The sequence below is a fragment of the Exiguobacterium sp. BG5(2022) genome, assembly GCF_031844365.1.
In the GTDB taxonomy this organism is placed as follows: Bacteria; Bacillota; Bacilli; order Exiguobacteriales; family Exiguobacteriaceae; genus Exiguobacterium; species Exiguobacterium profundum.
Genome location: NZ_JAUZVB010000001.1, coordinates 1240546 through 1266075 on the forward strand (window position 1 = coordinate 1240546; position 25530 = coordinate 1266075).

Sequence of the window (25530 nt, forward strand, 5' to 3'; positions counted from 1 at the left end):
TACATGATATACTATGCTCAACCTAGTTGTCTGGAAAGGGTGGGTTCCACATGTCATCGGCAAGACTTTGGCAATTGCTTCGATTCATTCTCGTCGTAATCGGTTTCTTTTTAATCACTTGGCTATTGAATATACTTTTCGAATATACATATCCGTTCGTATTTGCCTTGCTCTTGTCCTTGATGACCGTCCCGCTCGTCAACTTTTTCGAGCGAAAATCAAATATGCCTCGTGCACTCGGCACTCTCATTTCCTTGATCATCGTGCTTAGCATCGTCGTCGGAATCATCACCATCGTCATCATCCAATTGATTCATTATGCAACGGTGGCAGCGGAACGACTCCCTGAACAAATTGAGACACTCACCGAGTTTATCCAACGACTGTTCAATGAGAAAATCGCACCGCTCGTCAATGATGCATACGAGAGCTATCAGCAGTTAAATCCCGGACAGACGACCTCGCTCGAGGGAGGAATCACCGAGCTCGGTGTCCAACTCGCCTCAGCGATTGGTGTCTTGTCCCGCGGAGTGGCCAGTGTGCTACAAAACATGTTAGCAGCGCTCCCGCTCGTCTTGTTGCTCGTGGTCGTCATTGTCCTCGCCTGGTTCTTCATCACAAAGGATTGGCCATCATACGTCAACTCACTGAATCGTCTGAACAAACGAAAAGGATTCAAAGAATTCGAGGAAGTGATGATCAACCTCAAGTCTGCCCTATTTGGATACGTCCGTGCCCAGTTCACGCTCATCTCCATCACATTCGGGATCGTCTTGATCGGGATGCTCATCCTCCGTGTTGACAACCCGCTCTCTTTCGCTTTACTCGCGGGGTTCTTTGACCTTTTGCCTTATTTAGGGGTCGGTACGCTACTTATTCCTTGGGCCGCCTATGCCGCGGTGACAGGTGATTGGTTCGTGGCCATCGGATTGGTCGTGTTGTATATCATCGTCATCGTCCAACGCAACTTGGCTGAACCGAAAATTGTCGGTTCCCATATCGGATTGAATCCACTGGTCGCACTCATCTCCATCTTCGTTGGATTAAAGCTATTCGGTGTACTCGGCTTTATCGTCGGGCCCGTACTCGCCGTCCTGTTGAAAGCCGTATACAATGCCAAAGTGTTTCATTACATATGGCGATTTATCGTCGGTCCGCCTACGACGACAGCAAAAGAGCGATGAAATGTTGATTTCATCGCTCTTTTTTCATTTGAGGTACAGCCACTACGGGTTGATCGGATGTCGCCGGCTGGAGCGAGAGACCACATGTCCCCGCTTCATAGGCAGCTACCGCCAAGATGCACGCATCGATAATATCGTCGATTTGGACGTTCGACATTTTCCATTTCCATGGAGAACTTTTCGAGTATTGCCGAAGTAACTCGATTCGCTCATCTTGCCCTTCGACCGTCTTTTTCGAATGACTCGCCTCATGCCCCATCATGACTGAAAAACAAACTTCCGGATGTGATTCGTAAACGTCAGATGCCTTCACCTGCTGAAACTCACGGATACGGGGAACAAGATTCCACGCTTGTTTACTAATTCCTTTGCCAACCAACGCCCGACTCCTTTCATTCGCTTCCTCATAAGTCGCTTCTTGCAACACCTCTTGAATCGGCGGAGTGAAGACGGAGGACTTTCGTTGGCTGAGTCGGCAACGCATCCACGCATCGCATTCGCGGCTCGGATGGTCGACCGTTCCTAAATCTTTCGGCATATCCACAAAATGCATGGCACCATCAATCAGCAACTCCTCCAACGTCTCCGAAATCGTTAAACAAAGTGAGATGCTGTCATATGTGATCCGTACCCAACCGCCACGTGCACCATCAATTCCTACTCCTACCATGTCGTACCTCCTGTAACATCATCAACACGCCAAATACGGCGAGAAACACTGTACTCCCTAACCAAATACGGTTCGGCCACACCGTGTAGCATAAGCCACACAGAATCGCCAAACCGATTACTCCAGCTGCTCTTACCGCTCCCACGATTCAATCATCCGTGCGAGGGTTCGAACCATGACACCAGTCGGCCCCTTCGGACCGAGGTCATTCGCTGCCGCTCGTTCGCTCGTTCCCGCAATATCGAGATGCAGCCATGGTGTATCGCCGACAAACTCACCGACAAATGCGCCACCAAAAATCATATGGCCGAAACGACCTGGTGAGTTATTCAAGTCGGCAACTTCCGAGTTTCTCACCTTGTCGATGAAGACATCAAAGTATGGCATCTGCCACACGAGCTCGTTCGTCTCACGGCTCGCCGCTTCAAGCGAGCGATAGAGTGAATCATCATTTGTCAGACAGCCTGTCACGTCTGTACCGAGGGCGACAAGAACGCCACCTGTGAGCGTAGCTACATCAATGATAGCTTTTGGTTCATACGTTTTCGCAAATGTGACCGCATCCGCTAGGACGAGGCGTCCTTCAGCGTCTGTGTTCAAGACTTCAATCGTCTTCCCGTTCATGGCTGTGATCACATCATCCGGTTTGAACGCATCCCCAGAAATCATATTGTCGGTCGCACCGATGATGCCAATCACGTTCCGTTTTGGTCGTGTCAATCCGAGGGTTTCGAACAATCCGAGGACGGTAGCAGCGCCACCCATGTCCCCTTTCATTCCGACGATTCCATCTTTTGGCTTGATTGAATAGCCACCTGTGTCGAATGTGACACCCTTTCCGACAACGGCAATCGGAGCTTCTTCCTCTGCCCCGCGATACTCGAGCACAATCAATTTTGGCGGAATCGTCGAACCTTGGTTCACTGCGAGTAGCGCGCCCATCCCGAGTCCTTCCATCTCTTCTTTTTCAAGAATGCGGTATTTGAAATCATGACGTTTCGCCAACTCAACCGCGTAATCCGCTAACGTCTCCGCCGTCAAAATATTGGCCGGCATCATCGTCAACGTTCGAGCGACATTGACTCCTTTCCCATAAGCCACACCCGCATCGATATCCGTCTGGTCCACGTCACCGAGCAACGTGATTGTCGGTTCTTCGACCGTTTCATTTGGAGCAGACTTATATGTAGGATGGGCATAGGTCGCCATTTCATACGCTTCTGTAAACATACGCGCCGCTCCGTCCGTAAACGTATCAAGCGCTACCGCGACGTCCTTCAGTCCACGTGCTTTGATCAGCTTCGCGACTTTCCCGAACCAATTCCGAACATTCTCGGTCGTCATGTCATTTCGTTGACCAAGTCCGACAAATAAAACACGGGTCGTCTCCCCGGCGAATGTCGGAAGGATTGTCACTTCCCCCGTCTTCGTAGAGAGGTCTCCTGATTGAATAAGCGCTTTGACGCGTCCAGCAAACAATGTGTCGAGCCCCTCATCGATAGAATCAGCCGCTCCAATTCCGACGACGATTGTCTCGTAAGAATCGGTCCAATTTAATTGAGCAATTTGATACATATTGCCACTTCCCTTCTATATATATGGTAAGCATAACGAACTTCTCCAAAATAATGAAATAGTATGCGTAAGAGTCAAGAAATCTTCGAATTCATGGGCTATCTCCTCGTTGTGACGTTGTTTTATTTTATGATAGGATAAGAAAGTACGCAATCGGGCTTCTCTTCATCGTGAAGTGAGGCCAATTTGACTGGTCGAGGCTTCCCCTAGTCGTAGACCGTTGCTACTTTAACTTTCTCCGTTCTCGTTAATTCTTTTTTCTTTTCGGGTATGAAGTAACGAGGCAGGAAAGTACACTATTTCTTTGAAAAGAGGGACTACGCTTATGTCACACATTAAAGGTATTGGTGCATCTGCAGGAATTGCAGTTGCAAAAGCATTCGTCATGGAGACACCTTCATTCGATATCCCATCACACAAGATTGAAGATGTCGCTGCAGAGAAGGCTCGCTTCCACGATGCGATCGCACAATCTAAAACGGAGCTTGAAGCCATTCGCGAACATACACTTCGTGAGCTCGGTCCAGACAAAGCCGAGATTTTCTCAGCTCACCTTTTAATCGTTGAGGACCCAGAAATCGTATCGCAAGTGAACGACAAAATTGAAAGCGAAAACATGAACGCAGCGAAGGCACTTGACGAAGTCGCCCAAACGATGATCATGATTTTCGAATCAATGGATAACGAATACATGCGCGAACGTGCAGCTGATGTTCGTGACGTCACAAAACGTGTCATGGCTCACATTCTCGGAGTGACATTTGTGACTCCAGCTTCGATTTCAGAAGAAGTCATCATCATTGCCGAAGATTTGACACCATCAGACACGGCACAACTTAACCGTAAATACGTCAAAGGATTCGCGACGAACATCGGTGGACGTACGTCTCACTCTGCCATCATGTCACGCTCACTTGAAATTCCGGCAGTAGTTGGAACAAAAGTGGCCCTTGAAGAAATCAAAAACGGTGACCTCGTCATCATCGACGGAACAGAAGGTGACGTCTTCGTCAACCCTTCAGAAGATCTCGTCAAAGAATACGAAGGCAAACGTGCTGATTTTGAAGCGTACAAAGAAGAGTTGAAGCAACTCGTCAACGAAGAGTCAATCACAGCGGACGGTCACAAAGTGAAGCTTGCTGCGAACATCGGGACACCGAACGACCTCGAAGGCGTTTTGAAAAACGGTTCAGATGCAATCGGGCTCTATCGTACGGAGTTCCTATATATGGACTCTGAAACGTTCCCGACTGAAGAAGAGCAATACACAGCTTACAAAACGGTTCTTGAAGGCATGGAAGGCAAGCAAGTCGTCATCCGTACACTCGACATCGGTGGCGACAAAGAGTTGTCATACCTTGACCTCCCGAAAGAAATGAACCCGTTCCTCGGCTATCGTGCCATCCGCCTTTGCCTTGAGGAAACAGATTTGTTCCGCACACAACTTCGTGCCCTTCTCCGTGCCTCAGCTCACGGTAACCTTGCAATCATGTTCCCAATGATTGCGACACTCGAAGAGTTCCGCGCGGCGAAAGCCCTTCTTCTCGAAGAAGAAACGAAGTTGAAAGAAGAAGGAATCGAAGTCGGAAAATATGAGACAGGGATGATGGTTGAAATCCCATCAACCGCTGTCATGGCGAAGCAATTCGCAAAAGAAGTCGACTTCTTCTCAGTCGGAACGAACGACTTGATTCAATATACGATGGCGGCTGACCGGATGAACGAAAAAGTTTCTTACTTGTACCAACCGTTCAACCCTGCCATCTTGAACCTTCTCCACAATGTCATCACTGAAGCACACAAAGCTGGCAAATGGGTCGGCATGTGTGGAGAGATGGCTGGAGAAGAACTCGCGATTCCAATCCTTCTCGGTCTTGGTCTCGACGAATTCTCGATGTCCGCTTCAAGCGTCCTTCGTGCGCGTAGCCTCGTGAAACGCTTGACGAAGTCGGAAACAGAAGCAATCGTCAACGAAGTCCTCAACATGGACACAGCTGAAGAAGTCGTGAACTTCCTTAGCGAAAAGTTCGACATTAAGAAATAATGGCAAAAGTCCTTCTCTCGCTCGAGAGAAGGACTTTTTTATATACTGCATTAGAAATCAAAATCGTCTGGGTCCGGACCGACACGTTGATATCGGTCGAGTGAGTCGATTCGTTCCATTTGATCTTTGGTCAATTCAAAGTCATGAACATCGAAGTTTTCTGCGATTCGATGTGGTTTGATGGATTTTGGAATAATCACCCATCCCGTTTGGAGATGCCACCGTAACAACACCTGGGCGACGGAACGATCGACTTCTTTTGCGACCTCTACTAAAGTCTGCTCTTCGAACAACCCTCCCTGCATAAGCGGTGCCCAAGCGACCGGTACGATGCCGTGCTCGCTCATATACGATGCTAACTCGGTTTGACGAAGCAACGGATGCCGTTCAACTTGGTTCACGGCTGGAACGAGGTCACTGTTTGCAGCCAATGTCTCGAGGTGATGGATTTGGAAGTTACTCACCCCGACTGCCCCGACACGTCCCTCTCGATACAACGTTTCGAGGGCACGCCAACTCTCGACCATCTTGTCTTCCACCGGCCAATGAATCAAATACAAATCTAACTGTTCCAATCCAAGACGAACGAGTGACGCCTCGTAGGCGGAGATGGCAGCATCGTAACCTTGATCGGCGTTCCATAGTTTCGATGTGATAAATAAATCTTCCCGGGAAATATTTGCGATTTCCATTCCTTTTCGGATTCCGTCACCGACCCCCTCTTCATTCTCATAAACGGCTGCCGTATCGATATGACGGTATCCTTGACGAATCGCCTCGACGACTGCATCCATGACTGTATCCCCATCTTCAACTTTGAAGACGCCAAGTCCAATAGTAGGAATGGCTTTCTGACCGTGATTCAATTGTATGGATTGTTTCATTTGTACCCCTTCTTTCGTGAGAATTCTCCTTCACTATAAGGGGGATTCTCCTTTTCCGGAATAAGGCACATTGAAGTAACTACACAAATCGAGCCGCCCCATGATAGGAGCGGCTCGTAATCATTTATTCTGGTCCTCTGTCATCGGCTCTAAAGTCGAGCGCTTCACCCGCGACGACAGTCTCACCGAATGGTACGACGACGACTTTTCCGTCCCCGTTCGTCCAAATGATTGGTGTAATCAGTGACGGCACTTTATCACGAATCGCGCTGAGGTCGACTTCGAGAAGGACGTCTCCCGCTTCGACCCGGGCGCCTTCTTCGACTCTCGCTGTGAATCCTTCCCCTTTCAGGTTGACCGTATCGAGACCGACGTGGATCAATAGTTCACGTCCATCGTCAGCCAAAATGCCAATCGCATGTTTCGTCGGGAAGAATGTCGTGATTTGACCGGTCACCGGCGAAACGACCTGTCCGGAACTTGGTTCAATCGCAAACCCTTCTCCCATCATGCGACCCGAGAAGACTTGATCCGGCACATCATCAAGTGATAACAGGACACCAGACATCGGAGCCAAGAAGCGATGATCGGCTTGTTCAGCCGCTTCCGGTGTAATGACTGCCTTCTCTACTTTTTCTTTCGGTTTGTATTCGCCACCTTCGATGATGGTCGCGATTTGTGATTTGAGCGTGTCCGATTTTGGTCCGAAGATGGCTTGGATATTGTCTCCTACTTCAAGGACACCAGCGGCACCGAGCGTTTTTAGAAGGTCTTTGTCAACTTGTTTCACGTCATTGACGGTGACACGAAGTCGCGTGATACATGCATCTAAATGTTTAATGTTTTCAGGACCACCGAGTCCGACGAGCACTTCATATGGCAAGTCGTCCCCAATCCCCGCTTTGTCCCCTTTCGTGCCAGTCTGCACGTCACGTCCAGGAATTTTCAGGTCAAACTTCGTAATAGCGAATCGGAATCCAAAGTAGTAGATGACCGCAAAGACGAGACCAACCGGGATGACGAGCCACCAGGCCGTCCGGTTCGGCAGGACCCCGAAGAGCAGATAGTCAATGAGACCACCAGAGAAGGTCATCCCAATCTTGACGTTCAGTAAATGCATCGTCATGAAGGAGAGACCGGCAAAGACGGCGTGAATTCCGAAGAGAAGTGGTGCAACGAAAACGAATGAGAATTCGACTGGTTCTGTGATCCCTGTCAAGAATGACGTAAGGGCAGCCGAGAAATAGAGACCCTCGACGTCTTTCCGCCGTTCTTTCGGAACCGTGTGGAACATGGCGAGACAGGCTGCTGGTAAGCCGAACATCATGAACGGGAATTTCCCTGTCATGTACGTACCGGCTGTGAATTCCACGCCGTCACGCAGTTGTGCGAAGAAGATCCGCTGGTCACCTTGTACGAGATCACCTGCTTGATTCGTATACTCCCCGAATTGGAACCAGAATGGAGAATACCAAATATGGTGAAGACCGAACGGAATCAAGGAACGTTCTACTAATCCAAAGATGAATGCTGATAAGGCAACGTTTGCCTCGATGACCGTACTTGAGAACGTGTTGATCGCATTCCCAATCGGTGGCCATATATATGCGAGCGCAATCCCGATAATCAAACTGAATGCGGCCGTCGCAATCGGGACGAACCGCTTCCCTGCAAAGAACCCTAAGAAATCTGGCAACTTGATGTTGAAATACTTGTTGTACGCATAGGCTGCAACAAGACCTGCGATAATCCCCCCGAATACCCCCATTTGGAGTGTCGGAATACCGAGAACGGTGGCATACTGCGGATCACCTTGAGCGATTTCCGCGGTAATCCCATTCCATGTGCTAATGACTTTGTTCATGATCAAATAACCGACAATGGCTGCTAGACCAGCAACCCCGTCCCCGTTCGCCAGGCCGATCGCGACCCCGACGGCAAACAGTAACCCTAAGTTTGCGAAGACGATGTCCCCGGCATCTGTCATGACTTGCCAAATCAGGACAAGTGAGTCATTCGCCAGAAACGGGAGCAATTCAACGAGGTCCGGGTTTTGGAATGCGGTACCAAACGCCAAGAGAAGACCGGCTGCCGGTAAGATTGCAACCGGAAGCATGAGTGCTTTCCCGACCCGTTGTAAAACGCCAAACACTTTCTTCCACATCATGGTTCCCTCCTTTGTCAGAATACTTACTTTTTCCCTCTAACGTTTGGATGAAACCGTTTCACATAAAAAGAAAAGACCAACCCCGAAGGATTGGTCTAGGTCATCAATTAGTTAGCTTTCTTTTCGTTACCTGAAGCGATGACCGCTTGGATTTCTGATTTCAATGCGTCCGAACGTGGTCCGAAGATTGCTTGAATGTTGTTACCAACTTCAAGGACACCAGATGCACCAAGGCGTTTCAACTCATCTTTGTTGACTTGGTTCTTATCTTTTACTTCGACACGAAGACGTGTGATACATGCATCGAGGTGCTTGATGTTTTGTGAGCCACCAAGACCGACGAGGATATCTTGTGCAAGTTCCGAACCAGTAGCTGTTGACTGTTCAACAACTTCATCTTCACGACCTGGTGTTTTAAGGTTGAATTTGCGGATAACGAAACGGAATCCGAAGTAGTAAACAACCGCGAACACGAGACCGACTGGAATAACGAGCCACCAAGCCGTACGACCTGGAAGAACACCGAAGAGCAAGAAGTCGATCAAACCACCCGAGAACGTCATCCCGATTTTCACGTTCAAGATGTGCATTGTCATGAATGAAAGACCTGCGAATACCGCGTGTACTGCGAAGAGAAGTGGTGCTACGAACAAGAATGAGAACTCGATTGGTTCTGTGATACCAGTCAAGAACGATGTAAGGGCAGCAGAAGCCAAGAGACCACCGACAACCGCTTTACGCTCAGGACGTGCTTCGTGATACATTGCGAGTGCTGCTGCAGGAAGACCGAACATCATGAACGGGAATTTACCAGTCATGAACGTACCTGCTGTCAATTCAGCGCCATCACGAATTTGTGCGAAGAAGATCGCTTGGTCACCACGTACAACATTACCCGCTGCATCTGTGTATGAACCGAATTCAAACCAGAACGGTGAGTAGAAGATGTGGTGAAGACCGAATGGAATCAATGAACGTTCGATTAAACCGAAGATGAACGCTGCGAATGTACGGTTTTCATTCAACATGAAGTTTGAGAATGAGTTCAATCCGTGCTGAACTGGTGGCCATACTAATAATAGGACGAAACCAGCAACGACGGCTGCAACTGCCGTTACGATTGGAACGAAACGTTTACCAGCGAAGAAACCAAGGAACTGTGGCAATTCGATATTGAAGTACTTGTTATAGGCCCATGCGGCGATGAGACCCATGATAATCCCTCCGAATACCCCTGTTTGGAGTGTTGGGATACCGAGTACGTTCGCGTAAGCTGGATCACCTTGTGCCAATACTTCAGGTGTGAGTTCGAGCCAAACACCCATGACTTTGTTCATGATCAAGAATCCAACGATCGCTGCAAGTCCGGCTACCCCGTCACCTGCTAAACCGATGGCGACACCGACTGCGAACAAGAGCGCCAAGTTCGAGAAGATGATTCCACCTGCTTGCTCCATCAATTGAGCGAATTTCACGACGCCTTCGTTCGTTAACCAACCAGCGCGTGATGTAAGTTGTGGGTTTTGCATTGCGTTACCGAATGCAAGAAGAAGACCGGCTGCCGGCAAGATCGCAACAGGAAGCATAAGTGCTTTACCGACTTTTTGAAGAACACCAAAGATCTGCTTAAACATCAACATTTCCTCCTTTTTTTTAAGTACGTATAAACAATATGATAGCGGCGTAGATGTCAGACAACCGACGTATCTAAACGTTTTCATAAATCACGTTTATAAAAACAGAAAAGGCATGAATAAGGATAGAACGTAGACCTCTCCCAATGGAGACATCACATAACGTTCCACTCCTTACTCATGCCTGATCGAATCAGTAACACGTAAGACACGTGGTATCATTTATCTACTTGTTAGGCGCTGGAGATGCATCGTCAAATATGTCGCTTCACCTCGTGGGACGGGACGCTTTAATTCGCGTTCCATGATGCCCATCAGCTCCCAAGCAGTACTATAGCATAGCGGATATTCGTCGCGCAACACCTTTTCAATTTTTTGTGGTGCCTCGACCGTCTCACCTGTCGCGACCCGCTCAACGGCGTACCTTAAGTGCCGAAGTAAGCGCTTATAATCGAGTGATGTCCGGTCCATTTTCACGTTCAAACGACTCTCAATCGTCTGAACAATTTGCCCGATGATTTGATTATGACGGTTGACCTCGAGGACGTTTTTGAACGTCGTCGCCGAGTGAATATGAAGGGCGATAAACCCTGTTTCCGCATCCGGGAGCAAAACGTTCAATCGTTCATGGAACATATCGACAATCCGTTCCGCGAGCGCAAACTCGTTTGGGTAGAGTGATTCCGTCTCGAGTAAAAACGGATTCGTCACTTCCATCCCTTGTTCGATTCGCTTCATCGTGAAGAACAAGTGATCGGTCAAACCGATATGGATGTGCTCATCGACTTTCTTGCCCGTACTCGTCTCAATAAAGCCAACAATCTCTTGCATGAATGCAATGAAGTCCTCGTCGACATGTTTGACGAGTTCCTGATATTGTGATTGCTCTTCTTTATCTGTCAGTTGATACACTTTCTCCGGGACGCTGGCCGGGTCGACGAGGTCGCCTGGTTTTTTGCCAAAGCCAATCCCCTTCCCGAGTAGAATGACTTCCGGATCCGTATCATGTTGACAAATGACAACGCTATTATTCAACACTTTTTTGATCGTATACATCGGTAATGTCATTCGCATCGCATCCCTTACTAAAAATCGTTTCGCTATCTAGTATATCGGTTCATGCCCTAAAAAAGTAGGGACAAAACAAAAAAGGCGAACATTTCTGTCGCCAATTAAAACATTGAATAACCGCTCTTTCGTAAGAAACGAATCGTCACACCAGCTAGAATTGCACCGAGCAATCCAAAGCCGAGCATGAATAAATCGAGAAGTTGCAACCCGACGAGTCCTTCATAGACACTCGTAAGCGCGGTCGATGTCTCGGTCACGTAACTCGAAAGTTTGACATTATCAATCATCATGATGACAAAAATCGGATAAATGAACACAAGTGTCCATGTCTTTTTAAGTAACATATTCAAGATGAAGCCGATACTGAAAAAAATCGTCATATATAAAACGGCTCCAATGACTGCTTGGATAATATGCATGTATTGCCCCCCTTGTCCGCTCTTCATTATACAAAATTTCGACCAACGAGGTCAAAGAACTTCCTATGACAATTTCGAAAGAAAAACAGCCCGTTCTGAGATAGAACGAGCCGTGCAATCATGAAATTAGAACTTCCCTTTTTTAAGGACGAGACCGTACTTTTTCAATTCGATGAAGTGTTTGTTGTCGATGACTTTTTTCATGAACGAAGCGTTGCGACCGAAGATTTTCTTGCCCATCACGATTCCGATTCCATCGTTATGTCCGAGTGAAGCGACCGTTCCCTTGCTCTCGTAAGTGAACTTCGATGTCGATTTTCCATTGATGAGCGCCGCAATGTTTTTCGCAACGTTATGTGCTTGTTGTGTCGCGATTTGTGCCGTCGGTGGGTATGGACGGTTCGATGCAGGATCCATGACCGCTGAGCAGTCACCGATGATGAAGACGTTGTCGTGACCTGGTGCACGGTTGTCCGCTTCCACCATGACACGGTTACGGACCGCTTCAAATCCTGATTTTTCGATGATCGGGCTACCACTTACGCCACCTGTCCAGATGATCGTGTTGGCACGAATCGTTTCTGTCGTGTCACCTTGAAGTGGACCGAATGTCACCACACCTGGCTCGACACCTTTGATTCCGTTACCAAGTTTCATCTCGACACCGTTACGTTCCAACCATTTCTGTGCGTACGTTGTGAGTTCTGGGTCGAAACCAGGAAGAACTGTTGGTGCTGCTTCAATGTTGACGATGCGAACCGCTTCGCGTGGAACGTCATATTGTTTGCAAAGCTCTGGAATCCGGTTGACGATTTCACCGAGGAATTCGATTCCTGTGAATCCAGCACCACCGACAACGATCGTCACGAACGAATTGTCAGAAGAACCATTTGTTTTATATTGAGCGAATGAATATTCGATGTGCTCTTTGATTTTACGAACACTGTTCAACGAGCTGATTGTCATCGCATTTTCTTTCAAGCCTGGGATACCGAACGTTTCAGGTACACCACCGAGACCGATGACGACATAGTCGTATTCGACAACTGAACCATCTTCGAGTGTGACTTGTTTCGCAGCAGTATCGACGCGATCGACGATCCCTTTGACAAGTTTCACACGTGACGGGTTCACAATATCGTTAATGTAGATGCGTGCTTGATCTGGGTTCATCGTTCCAGCAGCTGGTTCGTGAAGCCATGTCGTTTGGTAGTGATAATCATGCTTGTTGATAAGCGTAATGTTCGCATCACCTGCAGCGAGTGTCTTTTGAAGGTTGACGGCTGTGATGAGTCCACCGAAGCCCGCACCAAGAATAACAATGTTAGGTCGTTTCATGTTCATTTCCACCTTGTTTAAAATTTTGTTTTTTTGAACAACTATGTTGTGTGTTTCTTCACATAGACGTTCACAATAAAGCCTATTCTTGTTCAACATCTGTTCACAATTGCTTCTGTTTCATTGTACGCTCTTTAATTTGAATTCTCAATGGAAAAGCTTATCTTCTTGAATTTTTTTTGAAAGTGTTGCATGTTTGTACTGAATGGATTTAATTCAATAAACTCTCTATAATAGATGTATACGCTTTGAGGAGGAATTCGATGAAGACGACGAAAGATGTAATCATCATCGGTGGCGGCCCAGTCGGACTGTTCACCGCATTTTATGCAGGCATGCGCCAACTCGATACGACGTTGATTGAAAGCTTACCGCAACTCGGTGGTCAGTTATCAACGCTCTATCCTGAAAAATATATTTATGATATTGCCGGTTTCCCGAAAGTGAAAGCACAGGACTTGATTGATCAACTAAAAGCTCAGGCCGATCAATTCGAACAAGACTACCGCCTCGGCGAAACGGTGGAAACGGTCGAACGCCTCGAGGACGGCACTTTCGTATTGACGACGAACAAAGAAGAGTATCATACGAAAGCCATCATCATCACAGCCGGAAACGGTGCCTTCTCAGCCCGCCCACTCGGTCTTGATGGCTGCGAAGATTATGCCAACCTTCATTACTTTGTTGACAACATGGAGAAATTCCGTGATCGCCGTGTCATGATTGCCGGCGGTGGCGATTCAGCCGTCGACTGGGCACTCATGCTTGAAGAAATCGCAAAAGAAGTACACATCGTTCACCGTCGTGACCGCTTCCGTGCTCATGAACATACGGTAGAACAGATGAAGGCATCGACGATTAACGTCCTTACGCCTTACAACATCGAGTCACTGTCTGGTGAGACACACATCGAATCTGTCGAATTGACAGATAAGGATGGCGAATCAAAAATCGTTGAAATCGATGATTTGATTTGTAACTACGGATTCGTTTCATCGCTCGGTCCAATCAAGAACTGGGGAATGGAATTCGAGAAAAACACAATCCGTGTCGATTCACGTATGGAAACGACCGTTGCCGGCATCTTCGCTTGCGGTGATATCGCGACATACGAAGGGAAAGTAAAATTGATTGCGACCGGTTTCGGTGAAGCCCCAATCGCCATCAACCAAGTGAAACAGCTCGTGGATCCGACAGCTCGTCATCCGCAACACTCGACATCTGTATTTGCTGGGAAATAACCAAAAAACGCTTCTGTGGACCACATCCACAGAAGCGTTTTTTATCTTTTCATCGTTTGGACGATGACCCGGTCAATCCAGTCATCGAGTTGCGTAAACACAAATCCCGCCTTCTTCGCCTCAGCAATCGACATATAATAGTCGACATCCGAATCATACGGCGACGAGTCTCCATCTTTTATAATATGGACGGGTTTTCCGACGTGTTGACCGATTCGCTCCATCAAGGCCCCCATCGAGATGAGTCCATCACTCGCCGCATTGAACGGTCCTGTCACATTGGCACGTCCGACCCATTCTAAGAAGGCGGCCGCTTCCGCACTCGAGATGAAGCCCATCTTTGCTTCCGGGTGATGCAAGACAACCGGTTCCTCGTTCCGGATTGCATCTACATAAAACTTCAATCGGTCTGTATAGTCATCCGGACCTAACACGATCGGTAATCGTACGGTCGCCACCGGGAAAGAGGCGCGATGGAAGAAGAATGATTCCGCCTCGCGTTTCCCTTGTCCGTAGTCATGTTCGGATTCAAGATGATATTCGTAATGGAGCGGATTGAAGTCGCTCTCTTTTAAATCAGGACCAGGCGCGTAGACCGACATCGTCGACGTGAGCACATATTTCCCGACTTTGTCCATGAACGCATCCGAGGCGATTTTTGCCTGATACGGAGTAAAACAAATGTTGTCATAGACGAGGTCGTACCGTTCGCGGGCCAAGTCTTTCATCGTCGCGACCGATTGCCGGTCTCCTTTGACAGACCGAATCCCTTCAGCTTCCGGCACCTGTAGTTGCCCTCTCGTCACAATCGTCACATCATCCCCTGCTTCAGCAAGTCGCAATGCGAGCCGTTTTCCGAAATAGCGTGACCCTCCGAATATCAATACTTTTCTCATGACCCTGAATCCTCCCATTTGTAATGACGTCCCTACTCATTTTCCCTTCAAAGAAACAGACTAATCTACCACTTTTACACGTATTCTTGCTATTCTAATAAGTAAAGACTTGTTAGGGGGCTCGAATATGCACCAAATCATGTTAGAAAAAGGATGGACGTATGAACTACCACCCCAGTATGCGATTTATCAGAGCTTATCTGATTTCAGTCGTTACTCTGTCCTCGACCAAGAGGAAGAGAGTGTCTGCTCATTCCGCATCACGAATGACACGTGTACAATCACAGGCTTTCGGCCTTGGCAACATCACATCGAACTCGACGTAACTGCAAAAGTCATTCGGTTGATTTTGACAGAAGAAGAATAAGAACCGATCGCACTCGCGATCGGTTTTTATTCTTTAGCATTCTCCTGGCGTACCTGCATTCGTCGCTGTCCGGAAACTCGAACCGCAACCGCATGTTGCAATCGCATTTGGGTTTTTAATTGTGAAACCGCCACCGAGCATCGACTGCTTGTAATCAATCTCGAGGCCATCAACAACCCCGTGATCCACTTCCGCAACGATGACGCGGACACCATGATGGTCGAATTGAATGTCTTTGTCCGTCTTCTCCTCGTCGAAGCCCATCCCGTATGAAAGTCCTGTACATCCGCCACCTTGTACCTTCACTCGCAAGTATTGCGCATCCGGGCGTTCCGTCTGTTTCATCATCTCTAGCACTTGAAGTGCGGCTGACTCTGTTAAATGAATCATCTGAACTCCTCCTCATATATCTTCAATTCAAGTCAATTGACTTGTCATCTTGTGGATTATCTTGTATAACTAAACTGTAACAAAAAAAATTAAATCGTTCCATCTTCGGGGCAGGGTGAAATTCCCGACCGGCGGTATTGAAGAATATATTCTTCTCAGCCCGTGAGCGAGCAAGGCGTTGCTTGCTGATTTCGTGAGATTCGAAAGCCGACAGTATAGTCTGGATGGGAGAAGATGGCGGCATCCGACCGATATCCGGATGTTTTCTTTGACGTGGACTTTTCCACCTCGGAAAACATCTATTTCGTATGCGCGTAAACTCTCCCGATTGTCTTCATTGCAATCGGGTTTTTATATGCGACGGATGCCATTCATCGAGGAGCGACCTAAAGGAGAGATTCTGATGAAAACTACGCGCAACAAACGACTGACAACAATGGTGACTTTGGCGATGCTCGGGACGATCTCGTTCGTACTCATGCTATTCAACTTTCCGCTCCCATTTTTACCGCCATTCCTTAAAGTGGACTTTAGTGACATTCCTGCACTCATTGCCGGAATCGTCTTTTCCCCACTCGCAGGAGTCGTGGTCGTCGGTTTGAAAAACGTCTTGTACTACGTCTTTAACGGTGGCGGCGTTCCAGTCGGGGAAGTCGCAAACTTCTTCGCAGGAGTGGCCTTTATGTACCCAGTTGCCTGGTTCTACCATAAGCGCAAGTCAAACAAAGCACTCGCTTCTGGATTACTTGCCGGTACAATCACAATGGCTCTTAGCCTCGCCATCTTAAACTATCTCGTCATCTTGCCAGCCTACGCCTTCTTCTTCGGAATGGCAGACATGGCCGACCCGGCGGTGAAAACGGATCTTGTCCTTTACGGGATCTTACCGTTCAACTTGATTAAAGCGATCTTGATCAGCGCGCTCTTCGTCCCACTCTTCTTGAAATTGAAGCCGTGGATCGAACGTCAACGCGTACAACTTCAAGCATAATCAATATACGAGCATCTAGGCGTTGCCTAGGTGCTTTTTTCAACCATATTGTAAGGAGGGGCATTCATCATGACAGACGAACAGGATTTGGTTCATTTTCTAAAACAAGACGCCGAGCTCATAAAGCTTCTCCACGCCGTCGCCAACCTCGATTTACCGGATTGTTGGATTTGTGCGGGATATATTCGTTCAAAAGTCTGGGACCACCTTCACGGATACGAAACATCGACTAAAACAGATGATGTAGATGTGATTTATTTCGACCCAAACCAACCAGAGGAAGCAGTCGAAAAACAACTCGAAGAGCGATTATTCCGCCTCATCCCCGATGTACCTTGGTCTGTCAAAAATCAAGCGAGAATGCATCACGTCAACAACCTTCCACCCTATGCTTCATCGGTCGATGCGTTGGCACATTTTCCTGAGACCGTCACCGCGATCGGGGTACGTCTTCAATCGGATGGTTCCCTCATCCTCGCTGCCCCACACGGCATTCACGACTTGATCAACATGCACGTTATACCGACACCACCCTTTGATTCGAACTCTTCAAAGCATCCCATCTATCTGGAGCGGTTGCAGCAAAAGAACTGGTCCGCCAAGTGGCCAAACATCACCATACATACATCCTTCTCATAATAAAAAAACGCGACCACCGAAGTGATCGCGTTTTCTTATACCGATTAAAGAAGAAGTCCAGCCAATGTAGCTGACATCAAGTTTGCAAGCGTACCTGCAAGAATCGCGAGAACACCCATGCGTGCGATGTCACCACGACGGTTTGGCGCCATACCACCAAGACCACCAAGAAGGATTGCGAGTGACGAGATGTTTGCGAAACCACAAAGTGCGAATGCGATCATCGCTTCTGTACGAGCTGACAAATCACCAGAACCGATGATTGGAGCAAACTCAGAGAAAGCAACGAATTCGTTCAAGACTAGTTTTTGACCGAGGAAGCTACCGAATTGTACAGCATCCGCCCATGGTACACCAATCACGAATGCAAGTGGCGCGAAGACGTAACCGAGAATCAATTCGAGTGACAAGCTATCAAATCCGAAGAGTCCACCAACTGAACCGAGGATCAAGTTGACGAGCGCAATCAATGAAACGAATGCAAGAAGCATCGCACCGACGTTCAAGGCAAGGAAGAGACCGTCAGAAGCACCACGTGCCGCTGCATCGACGAAGTTCGCCGCTCTGTCTTCTTCATCTTCTACAATCTCGATGTCGTCATCGTACTCTTCTGTTTCTGGTACGATGATTTTCGCGAATAAAAGACCTGCTGGCGCTGCCATGAAGCTCGCTGCGAGCAAGTATTCGAGCGGTACACCGAGTGCTGCATAACCTGCAAGTACAGATCCGGCAACCGATGCGAGTCCACCGACCATGACTGCGAAGAGCTCAGACTGTGTCATTGTAGGAAGGTACGGCTTGATGACAAGCGGTGCTTCCGTTTGACCGACGAAAATGTTCGCTGTTGCTGAAAGTGACTCTTTACGTGACGTACCAAGTGCTTTCGCAAGGGCAGTACCGAGGATACGGATGACCCACTGCATGACGCCGAGGTAGTAAAGCAATGCGATTAATGATGACATGAAGATGATAATCGGAAGGACTTGGAATGCGAAAACGAAGTTGTCGCCACCGACTGCTGTTCCGAATACGAAGGCAATCCCGTCACCCGCTGTGTTCAAGACAGCTTGAACCCCATTTGAGATCCATTCAAGCGCCTTACGTCCCCATGCCGTATATAAGACGAGGAATGCAAATGCGAATTGGACAGCGAACGCTGCCAAGACCGTGCGCCATTTGATGGCTTTACGGTTGGTAGAGAAGATGTAAGCGATTGCAATTAGTGCCAAAATACCAACCACACTCATGATTTTCATTGATGTTGTGCTCCTTTCATATTAAACAAAACCAATTATATGTGTCATACCCGAAAAGAGATGTGTCCTACCGTTTGAAACGCTTTCTTTTTATCGTTGTTAAACGTCAGACAACCTACATTCGAACCTCTTAGAATATAACATCCCTCTTTTTAAAATGCAACGGGTGAAATAAAAAAGTTTGAGGTCATTTCCTCAAACTTTTTACCATGCCATCTCTTCGATTTTTTCATACACCTTCGTCACGAGCTCTTCTGGTGTTTCACCCGTCACCACTTCCCCGTCTACGAGGCAAAAGAGATCAAGGGAACAGACACCACAATAGCCTGTACAGCCATATTCGACCACATCAAGATCAGGGTCGGACTCTAATTTAGCCCGGGCAATTTGTGAGCCCATCGCCAAATTCGAAGCACAAAATTCGATGATCGGATTCATCATATATGTCACCGTCTTTCTTTACGTGAATTATCGGAAAATGGTTCTTCTACGGCAGATTATAACATGATACAGTTGAAGAGTAACAAAGGGGGATTATTATGCGCAAATTAGTCGTCTTAGGAGGCGGTTACGGGGGAATGCGTGTGATTGAGAGAGTACTTGGACATCAGTTACAAGACATCTCGGTCACGCTCGTCGATCGCTTGCCTTATCATGGATTGAAAACTGAGTATTACGCACTGGCCGCAGGAACGGTCTCGGACCGCGATATTCGCATCGACTTTCCGGATGAAATCGATTACATATACGGACAGGTCACGGACATCGACACCGAAGACAAAATGGTTCTGCTCGCGAGTGGAGAAAAAGTGCCCTACGACGACCTCGTCATCGGATTAGGATGCGAAGACAAATACCACAACGTTCAAGGAGCAGCCGAATTCACGTACAGTATTCAAACACTGGAAGAGTCACGTAAGACACAACAAGCGATCAACGGTCTGCGACCAGGTTCGGTCGTTTCTGTCGTCGGTGCCGGTCTATCTGGTGTCGAACTCGCCAGCGAACTTCGTGAGAGCCGGCCTGATTTGACGGTCCGTTTATTCGACCGCGGACCATCCGTTCTATCTTTCTTATCTAATCGTGTCTCGATGTACGTACAATCTTGGTTCGAGGAGCACGGCGTCGAAGTCATCAATAATGCGAACATCACACGTGTCGATGCTGACGGATTATGGAACCATGAAGACTTATTCCCATCTGATCTGACCGTATGGACGGCCGGGATTCAACCGGTCGCCGTTGTACGGAATCAAGGTTGGGAGCTCGATGGAGGCGGACGTGTCAAATTGACGGAACATCACTTTGTTCCTGGACTGCCGGACGTGTTTGTCGTTGGTGACAATGCGAGCTTACCGTACGCACCGTCCGGACAACTTGCCGAAGCCCAAGCCGAACAGATCGTTCAAGTCTTGCTTTGCAAATGGAAAGGTATCAATTATCCAGAATTACCCGACATCAAACTGAAAGGGACGCTCGGTTCCCTCGGGAAGAAGGCTGGCTTTGGGGTGTTTATGGGGAAACAATCACTCACCGGGAAAGTAGCCCGACTATTAAAGTCCGGTATCCTTTGGAAACATAAAGTCATTAAATGAATACATTGCGAACGAGCCTCTGGCTGGTTCGCTTTTTTAATTTGTTCATCTGTTATTTCTATTCATTTTTCTAACGATTGAGTCAAAAGTCTTGTATCTGAATCCCCTGTATCCTTATCTAAATATTCAGATATTTAATGCCATTGGCGTATTCTACACGTTGGTAAAACTTGTTACTCTATGGTCACGGCAGTTCGACATCACGTCATCTTGCCTACATACCCTAAAGGAGGAAACAAGTTGAAAAAAATCTGTAGCTCCGTCCTCGCCTCATTGCTTGTCTTGTCAACCGTACCTGGGGGTGCGGATGCCGCCCCAAACAAAGAGAAAGAACGTGTCATCGTCGTTTTCAAGGAATCGGCAAAGAAAATTCCGCTGTCGATTGAAGGCATGGAAGTTAAACAACAGTATTCGAATATTCCTGCAGCAGCACTCGAAGTTCCGAAAGCTGCCTTGAATGGACTGAAGAATAACCCGAACGTCGCACACGTGGAAGTGGATCAAATCGTACAGATTGAGAATCAAACACAAGACTGGGGGATTCCTAAACTAAAAGCTCCTTCATCTTGGCAGAGTGGATTCACAGGGAAAGGTGTCAAAGTATCCGTCGTCGACACAGGGATTTCGCCCCACCCCGATTTAACAATCGCTGGTGGTGCCTCATTTAGCACGGTCACGAGTTCGTATGCCGATGACAATGGTCACGGTACACACGTAGCCGGGATTATCGGTGCACGTAACAATAGCATCGGAACAGTCGGGATTGCACACGAGGCAAGCATATACGCCGTCAAAGCTCTTGAGGCGAACGGAAGTGGTAGCTTATCGAGTATCGTTGCAGGGATTGACTGGTCGATCACTAATGATATGGATATCATCAACTTGAGCCTCGGGACGACAAGTCCATCGACGACGCTCCAACAAGTTGTCGATCGTGCCAATAATGCAGGCATCCTTGTCGTCGCGGCAGCGGGTAACAATGGTCGTACCGATGGATCGGGTGACCTCGTCAACTATCCGGCTCGTTACAGTTCGGCAATTGCTGTTGCTGCAACAGATATCAACAACAACCGTGCCTCGTTCTCGGCGACAGGTAGCACTGTCGAAGTGGCAGCACCTGGTGTCGGCATCAACTCGACCCTCTCAAATGGGGGCTACGGTCAAATGAGCGGAACATCAATGGCGACACCGTATGTGGCGGGTAACCTCGCACTCATGAAACAGGCGTTCCCTACGCTATCGAGCACACAACTCCGTACAAAATTGTCGCAAGACTCCATCGACCTTGGTACAACAGGTCGCGACACATGGTTCGGGAACGGACTTGTCCAATCCCCGACTTCTGGTGGTACGACGCAACCTGTCCAAGCACTCACGACGACAGTCTCGACATCGAAGTCTTCTTACTACGCTGGTGAAGTCGTCTCGATTTCTTCGGCAGTACGAAATTCAAATGGCCAAGCGGTCGCAAACGCCGATGTTCGTGTGACGGTCACACAACCGAACGGTACGACGCTTGTCGGTACAGGCAAGACGAATTCATCAGGAACCATCACATTCACACTCTCGACGAATTCTTGGTCACAACGCGGAACGTATCAAGTGAAGTCTGATGCGACGCTTACCGGCTACACGGCTGATTCAGCGACGTCATCGTTCCAGCTTCTCTAAATAAAAAAAGTCGAGTCCCTTCGCTCGACTTCACTAATTGACGAATCAAGTTGTGTCATGCGACCTGATTCGTCTTTTTTATCATTTGACCACTTACAATCGTTGTGCGGTATCCATCAACCGTGTCGAAGACGTCGCAATCTGGGTCGTGGCACGCTTGAGTTCGGCAATGGATTCCACAATCTCATCTATATCACCGGCGAGACTCCCCATCTGCCCGTCAGCATGCTCCGAATCACCCGAAATTTGGAGGAAGGCATCCGTCACTTCATTGATCCGTCCCATCGTCTGCTTCATCTCTTGCTCGGTCGATAAGACGCGGCTCGAAGTCTCTTCCATCTGGTTCGTGAGACGCTTCACCAAATCCTCCACCTCTTCTGCCGCTTGTTTCGATTGACTCGCGAGCGTCCGTACTTCGGAAGCGACGACTTGGAATCCTTTCCCTTGCTCGCCTGCCCGTGCTGCTTCAATCGCGGCATTCAAGCTAAGTAGGTTCGTCTGGTTGGCAATTTGTTTGACCGAATCCGCAATCGTCATGATCTCGTTCATCAATCTTTCGAGCGCCTTGATTTCCTGAGCTGAATCGGAGAGGTCACGCGCGATTTCATCAAGGCGTCCCGCCTCCGACAAAATCGTGTCTTTCCCACTCACTGAAGAGTGAAGTACCGTCCGTAGCTTTGTCTGCGTGAGTGAACTTGAATGCTTCATATCATCTGCCCGCTCATTCATCGACTGAAAACTAGCCATGACTTCTTGTGAGAGGGCAGCCAAATCTTCACTCGCCTGCTGAATCGTTTGACTGATTTCATCTTTCACGTGTTGCATCTGGTCACGAACGACGTCTGCTTCATCGTCAAACATCTCGAGCACGATTTGTTGCTCGAAGTTAAAGATTTTCGAGACGGCCATCATCAACCTCATTTTCGAGTCCGCATCGAGCTGCTCATGTTGAATCGATAAGACAAGCGTCTCGAATATTTTTTGGAAGGCCGCCATATACCATTTCCCTTTCAGACCGATCAGATAATGACGTTTGGCGATGGCGAGACGTCGATTGATATATGCTTCATTCAACTTCCCTTCAAACATCTCCATTATATGGTTAGAAAGAGTGAGTTTTAATTTGTCCGATGACGAATGTTGCCGAATCAACTCTCTCATCTCGTCGATCTTTTCGAGCTCTTCATAAAACACATCAACCAACCGAGGTGTCAATTGACGTAATTCCTGTTGATACGCACGTAAATAAGCTAAATCCTCACGTTCGAGACGAATCAACTGACGTTGTCGTTCCAACTCATCGGGAAGTGCGATCAACAAGTGCTCCATTTGGGACGAGGTGTCTAAATGGATCGGCATATTTCGTTTTCGGGCAAACATCAAATAGTCCTCCTTTAATAAACAGGTTTATTAATTTTCAAAATATTATAAAATTTATACAAGTTATGTTCAGTTTAGCCCGAGAGACAAAAGTTGTAAAATCTTTTTCTGAATTATAGGTAAACAAAAAACGAACCTTGCTATCGCATGGTTCGTCCACTTGCTCACTATTTTATATGATTGACGGATCCTTGTTTCGCCTCAATTGCCGCATACACTTTTCGTAACTGAACGACCCCTTCATCAATCACTTCTCCGTCGAGCAAGACGAGCGGATAAAACCATTCATCGTCTTTAAGCGCCTGGGCAAACTCGTCCTCACTCTGTTCGAAATCGATATACTCGAAAGAAAAGGACTGCTCCGGATACTTGCGTCCGAGCGCACTTTGCAACCACTCATACGTCTCGGTCGAACTCGGTGCACCGACACAACTGGCACATTGAACCTCTGCCCCATAAACCGTGATTTTCATTTTCATTCCCCCTCGAAACCATTATACAAAAATCCTCCCCACTCCCGATGACGAAACGCTCAGCGTAAATGATTGAGAAACACTCTCAAACTTGCTAGAATAAAGTAGAACGAGAAAGGGGTAGATACCATGGAAATGTTTGATCAAGTCCAAGAAGTGCTCGATAAATTGCGTCCGTTCTTGCTTCGTGACGGCGGAGACGTCGAACTCGTTGATGTCGAAGAAGGCATCGTCAAGCTCCGTTTGATGGGTGCTTGCGGCAGCTGCCCGTCTTCAACAATCACGCTAAAAGCCGGTATTGAGCGTGCGCTCATCGAAGAAGTACCAGGCATCGTCGAAGTAGAACAAGTATTCTAAGCAAAAAGGGAGACATTCGTCATCCCTTTTTTTCATGCTTCCATTCATTTAAACTCTCAACCATATAGGTCGGGAGTTTTTCTTGTTCTTGAACAAATGCTGGACCGTGTACACCTGAGTTGACGTGAAGTGTACGGATTCCCCCATTGATCCCGAATAGAATATCTGTATGATAGTTATCCCCTACCATCACGACATCCTCTTTCGTCAATCCAATCATGTCGAGTGCAATATCAATCATGACCGGTTCTGGCTTCCCGATAAAGAATGGTTCTTTTTCTGTCGTCACCGTCAACACGGATGTGAGCGACCCGTTCCCCGGTAAAAACCCTCGTTCTGTCGGAATGGCGATATCCCCATTCGTCGAAATGAATCGGGCTCCCGAACGAATGGCGATCGCCCCTCGCGCCAACTTCTCATACGTAATGTGACGGTCGAGACCGATGACCACATAGTCCGCTTTCGGTTCGTCCGTGACGTGGAACCCACGAGATTCTAAGGCGAGTCGGAGTCCGTCTTCGCCAATCATATAGACGGTCGCGCCCGGTGACATCTTCTCAATATAAAAAGCCGTCGCCATCGCACTCGTCAAGACGTTTTCTGCCTTCACATTTGCCCCCATTGAAATCAACTTATCCGCAATCTGCTGTTGTGTCATCGAGGCGTTATTCGTGACGAATAAGTATGGGACGCCCGTAGCTTCTAACTCGTTTACAAAATCGACAGCAGCTTGAACGGGCTCTATTCCTGCATACATCGTACCATCTAAATCAAACAAATATCCTTTTATCGGTTCCATCCAATCACTCGCTTTCTGGCAAGAATGCGGACACTGGTCCAAGTTCGACCTCTAAGTAGCGACGAACTTGCGTGGAGAACGCTGTGAAGTCTTGTTTCGACGTCTTCACCCATTCATCGAAGCGTGATGCGTCTGCATCGACGAACTCACGGACATAGTATGCACGCAATCCGACGAGCGCCTTGGTGGCATTACCCGTCTTCTCATCGAGCACGCGTTCATCGAGCAGAATGTCGACAATATCCTCATAGCTACCCGGGTCTCGCATGATGAATCCGTCAATCATCGAGTTCCCTACGTCGATGACCCCTTCTATCAGGAGGACAGCCATTCGTTGTTTCGCAAGTTCTACCGTAAACGCATCTCCGCTCAGTTGGTCCGTATGTGCTAACATCGTCTCCATTTGTTCCAGTGTCTGATTAATCTTCTCTCTATTCACAAAATACATGATGATCCCCCCTGCTGTTAATACTAATCCTTTTTCGTTCT

General features: G+C 47.9%; 24 protein-coding genes, 1 pseudogene and 1 riboswitch. Of the genes and pseudogenes, 9 read left to right on the plus strand and 16 right to left on the minus strand.

All coding sequences use genetic code 11. The features are described from left to right. Positions 1-50 precede the first annotated feature (50 nt). Positions 51-1184 carry a sporulation integral membrane protein YtvI gene (ytvI, locus tag Q9R25_RS06410; RefSeq protein ID WP_074036407.1) on the plus strand — a complete coding sequence of 378 codons (1134 nt, stop codon included), beginning with the start codon at positions 51-53 and terminating at the stop codon, positions 1182-1184. Positions 1185-1194: 10 nt separating this feature from the next. On the opposite strand, the gene Q9R25_RS06415 is transcribed toward ytvI, so the two are convergent. Further along, a complete protein-coding gene (locus Q9R25_RS06415) occupies positions 1195-1854 on the minus strand; it encodes a DUF429 domain-containing protein (RefSeq protein ID WP_311282928.1) in 660 nt (219 codons plus the stop codon). 132 nt (positions 1855-1986) lie between these two features. Next, a complete protein-coding gene (locus tag Q9R25_RS06420; RefSeq protein WP_311282929.1) occupies positions 1987-3429 on the minus strand; it encodes a leucyl aminopeptidase in 1443 nt (480 codons plus the stop codon). A 325-nt stretch (positions 3430-3754) separates the two neighbouring features. Here Q9R25_RS06420 and ptsP point away from each other — a divergent pair, with 325 nt between their 5' ends. After that, positions 3755-5473, plus strand: a complete 1719-nt coding sequence (gene ptsP / locus Q9R25_RS06425; protein WP_311282930.1) for a phosphoenolpyruvate--protein phosphotransferase — start codon at positions 3755-3757, stop codon at positions 5471-5473. A gap of 50 nt (positions 5474-5523) precedes the next feature. Here the strand turns inward: ptsP and Q9R25_RS06430 are convergent, their stop codons facing one another. The 6 genes and pseudogenes from Q9R25_RS06430 to Q9R25_RS06455 all read right to left on the minus strand — a co-directional run bounded on the left by Q9R25_RS06430 (position 5524) and on the right by Q9R25_RS06455 (position 12986). Next, positions 5524-6357, minus strand: coding sequence for an aldo/keto reductase (locus Q9R25_RS06430; protein ID WP_214690698.1), 834 nt, complete (start codon positions 6355-6357; stop codon positions 5524-5526). A gap of 124 nt (positions 6358-6481) precedes the next feature. Further along, positions 6482-8521, minus strand: coding sequence for a glucose-specific PTS transporter subunit IIBC (gene ptsG / locus Q9R25_RS06435; RefSeq protein ID WP_074036401.1), 2040 nt, complete (start codon positions 8519-8521; stop codon positions 6482-6484). Between the two features lie 137 nt (positions 8522-8658). Then, positions 8659-10158 (minus strand): annotated as a pseudogene (gene ptsG / locus Q9R25_RS06440) (glucose-specific PTS transporter subunit IIBC); the annotation flags it as partial. A 222-nt stretch (positions 10159-10380) separates the two neighbouring features. Beyond that, a complete protein-coding gene (gene glcT, locus Q9R25_RS06445; protein ID WP_012726818.1) occupies positions 10381-11226 on the minus strand; it encodes a glucose PTS transporter transcription antiterminator GlcT in 846 nt (281 codons plus the stop codon). Between the two features lie 104 nt (positions 11227-11330). Further along, positions 11331-11648, minus strand: a complete 318-nt coding sequence (locus Q9R25_RS06450) for a YuiB family protein (protein ID WP_047795135.1) — start codon at positions 11646-11648, stop codon at positions 11331-11333. A 126-nt stretch (positions 11649-11774) separates the two neighbouring features. Then, positions 11775-12986, minus strand: coding sequence for an NAD(P)/FAD-dependent oxidoreductase (locus tag Q9R25_RS06455; protein ID WP_074033515.1), 1212 nt, complete (start codon positions 12984-12986; stop codon positions 11775-11777). Positions 12987-13249: 263 nt separating this feature from the next. On the opposite strand from Q9R25_RS06455, the gene Q9R25_RS06460 reads away from it, so the two are divergent. After that, complete coding sequence (locus Q9R25_RS06460; RefSeq protein WP_311282931.1) at positions 13250-14227, plus strand: NAD(P)/FAD-dependent oxidoreductase; 978 nt, start codon at positions 13250-13252, stop codon at positions 14225-14227. A 41-nt stretch (positions 14228-14268) separates the two neighbouring features. On the opposite strand, the gene Q9R25_RS06465 is transcribed toward Q9R25_RS06460, so the two are convergent. After that, on the minus strand, positions 14269-15123 hold the full coding sequence (locus Q9R25_RS06465; protein WP_012726822.1) for an NAD-dependent epimerase/dehydratase family protein: 855 nt from the start codon (positions 15121-15123) through the stop codon (positions 14269-14271). Positions 15124-15250: 127 nt separating this feature from the next. Between Q9R25_RS06465 and Q9R25_RS06470 the strand changes: the two genes are divergently transcribed. After that, entirely contained in the window at positions 15251-15490 is a 240-nt protein-coding gene (locus Q9R25_RS06470) for a hypothetical protein (protein ID WP_047795133.1), read from the plus strand. Between the two features lie 33 nt (positions 15491-15523). On the opposite strand, the gene Q9R25_RS06475 is transcribed toward Q9R25_RS06470, so the two are convergent. Next, complete coding sequence (locus Q9R25_RS06475) at positions 15524-15880, minus strand: HesB/IscA family protein (protein ID WP_074036395.1); 357 nt, start codon at positions 15878-15880, stop codon at positions 15524-15526. Positions 15881-15977: 97 nt separating this feature from the next. Continuing rightward, positions 15978-16120, plus strand: a riboswitch (FMN riboswitch). 163 nt (positions 16121-16283) lie between these two features. Here Q9R25_RS06475 and Q9R25_RS06480 point away from each other — a divergent pair. Beyond that, positions 16284-16871, plus strand: coding sequence for an ECF transporter S component (locus Q9R25_RS06480; RefSeq protein ID WP_012726825.1), 588 nt, complete (start codon positions 16284-16286; stop codon positions 16869-16871). Between the two features lie 69 nt (positions 16872-16940). Continuing rightward, on the plus strand, positions 16941-17510 hold the full coding sequence (locus tag Q9R25_RS06485) for a nucleotidyltransferase family protein (protein WP_311282932.1): 570 nt from the start codon (positions 16941-16943) through the stop codon (positions 17508-17510). A 44-nt stretch (positions 17511-17554) separates the two neighbouring features. On the opposite strand, the gene Q9R25_RS06490 is transcribed toward Q9R25_RS06485, so the two are convergent. Continuing rightward, positions 17555-18766 carry a NupC/NupG family nucleoside CNT transporter gene (locus Q9R25_RS06490; protein ID WP_074036391.1) on the minus strand — a complete coding sequence of 404 codons (1212 nt, stop codon included), beginning with the start codon at positions 18764-18766 and terminating at the stop codon, positions 17555-17557. Positions 18767-18970: 204 nt separating this feature from the next. Continuing rightward, positions 18971-19207: a YuzB family protein gene (locus Q9R25_RS06495; protein ID WP_012726828.1), complete on the minus strand. Its 237-nt coding sequence runs from the start codon at positions 19205-19207 to the stop codon at positions 18971-18973. Between the two features lie 98 nt (positions 19208-19305). On the opposite strand from Q9R25_RS06495, the gene Q9R25_RS06500 reads away from it, so the two are divergent. Together Q9R25_RS06500 and Q9R25_RS06505 are read left to right on the plus strand one after the other, a co-directional pair. Next, positions 19306-20361, plus strand: coding sequence for an NAD(P)/FAD-dependent oxidoreductase (locus Q9R25_RS06500; protein ID WP_074036387.1), 1056 nt, complete (start codon positions 19306-19308; stop codon positions 20359-20361). A 240-nt stretch (positions 20362-20601) separates the two neighbouring features. After that, complete coding sequence (locus Q9R25_RS06505; RefSeq protein WP_215243788.1) at positions 20602-22032, plus strand: S8 family serine peptidase; 1431 nt, start codon at positions 20602-20604, stop codon at positions 22030-22032. Between the two features lie 93 nt (positions 22033-22125). Here the strand turns inward: Q9R25_RS06505 and Q9R25_RS06510 are convergent, their stop codons facing one another. Beyond that, a complete protein-coding gene (locus tag Q9R25_RS06510; protein ID WP_214690695.1) occupies positions 22126-23412 on the minus strand; it encodes a globin-coupled sensor protein in 1287 nt (428 codons plus the stop codon). A gap of 167 nt (positions 23413-23579) precedes the next feature. Beyond that, the gene (locus tag Q9R25_RS06515) at positions 23580-23885 is read right to left on the minus strand and encodes a YuzD family protein (RefSeq protein WP_214683915.1); all 306 of its coding nucleotides are present in this window, start codon (positions 23883-23885) and stop codon (positions 23580-23582) included. A 129-nt stretch (positions 23886-24014) separates the two neighbouring features. Here Q9R25_RS06515 and Q9R25_RS06520 point away from each other — a divergent pair, with 129 nt between their 5' ends. Then, positions 24015-24242, plus strand: coding sequence for a NifU family protein (locus Q9R25_RS06520; RefSeq protein ID WP_012726833.1), 228 nt, complete (start codon positions 24015-24017; stop codon positions 24240-24242). Between the two features lie 19 nt (positions 24243-24261). Here the strand turns inward: Q9R25_RS06520 and Q9R25_RS06525 are convergent, their stop codons facing one another. Both Q9R25_RS06525 and Q9R25_RS06530 read right to left on the minus strand, forming a co-directional pair. Beyond that, positions 24262-25041 carry a TIGR01457 family HAD-type hydrolase gene (locus Q9R25_RS06525; protein WP_214690694.1) on the minus strand — a complete coding sequence of 260 codons (780 nt, stop codon included), beginning with the start codon at positions 25039-25041 and terminating at the stop codon, positions 24262-24264. 4 nt (positions 25042-25045) lie between these two features. Then, the gene (locus tag Q9R25_RS06530) at positions 25046-25489 is read right to left on the minus strand and encodes a DUF86 domain-containing protein (RefSeq protein WP_074036381.1); all 444 of its coding nucleotides are present in this window, start codon (positions 25487-25489) and stop codon (positions 25046-25048) included. Positions 25490-25530 lie beyond the last annotated feature (41 nt).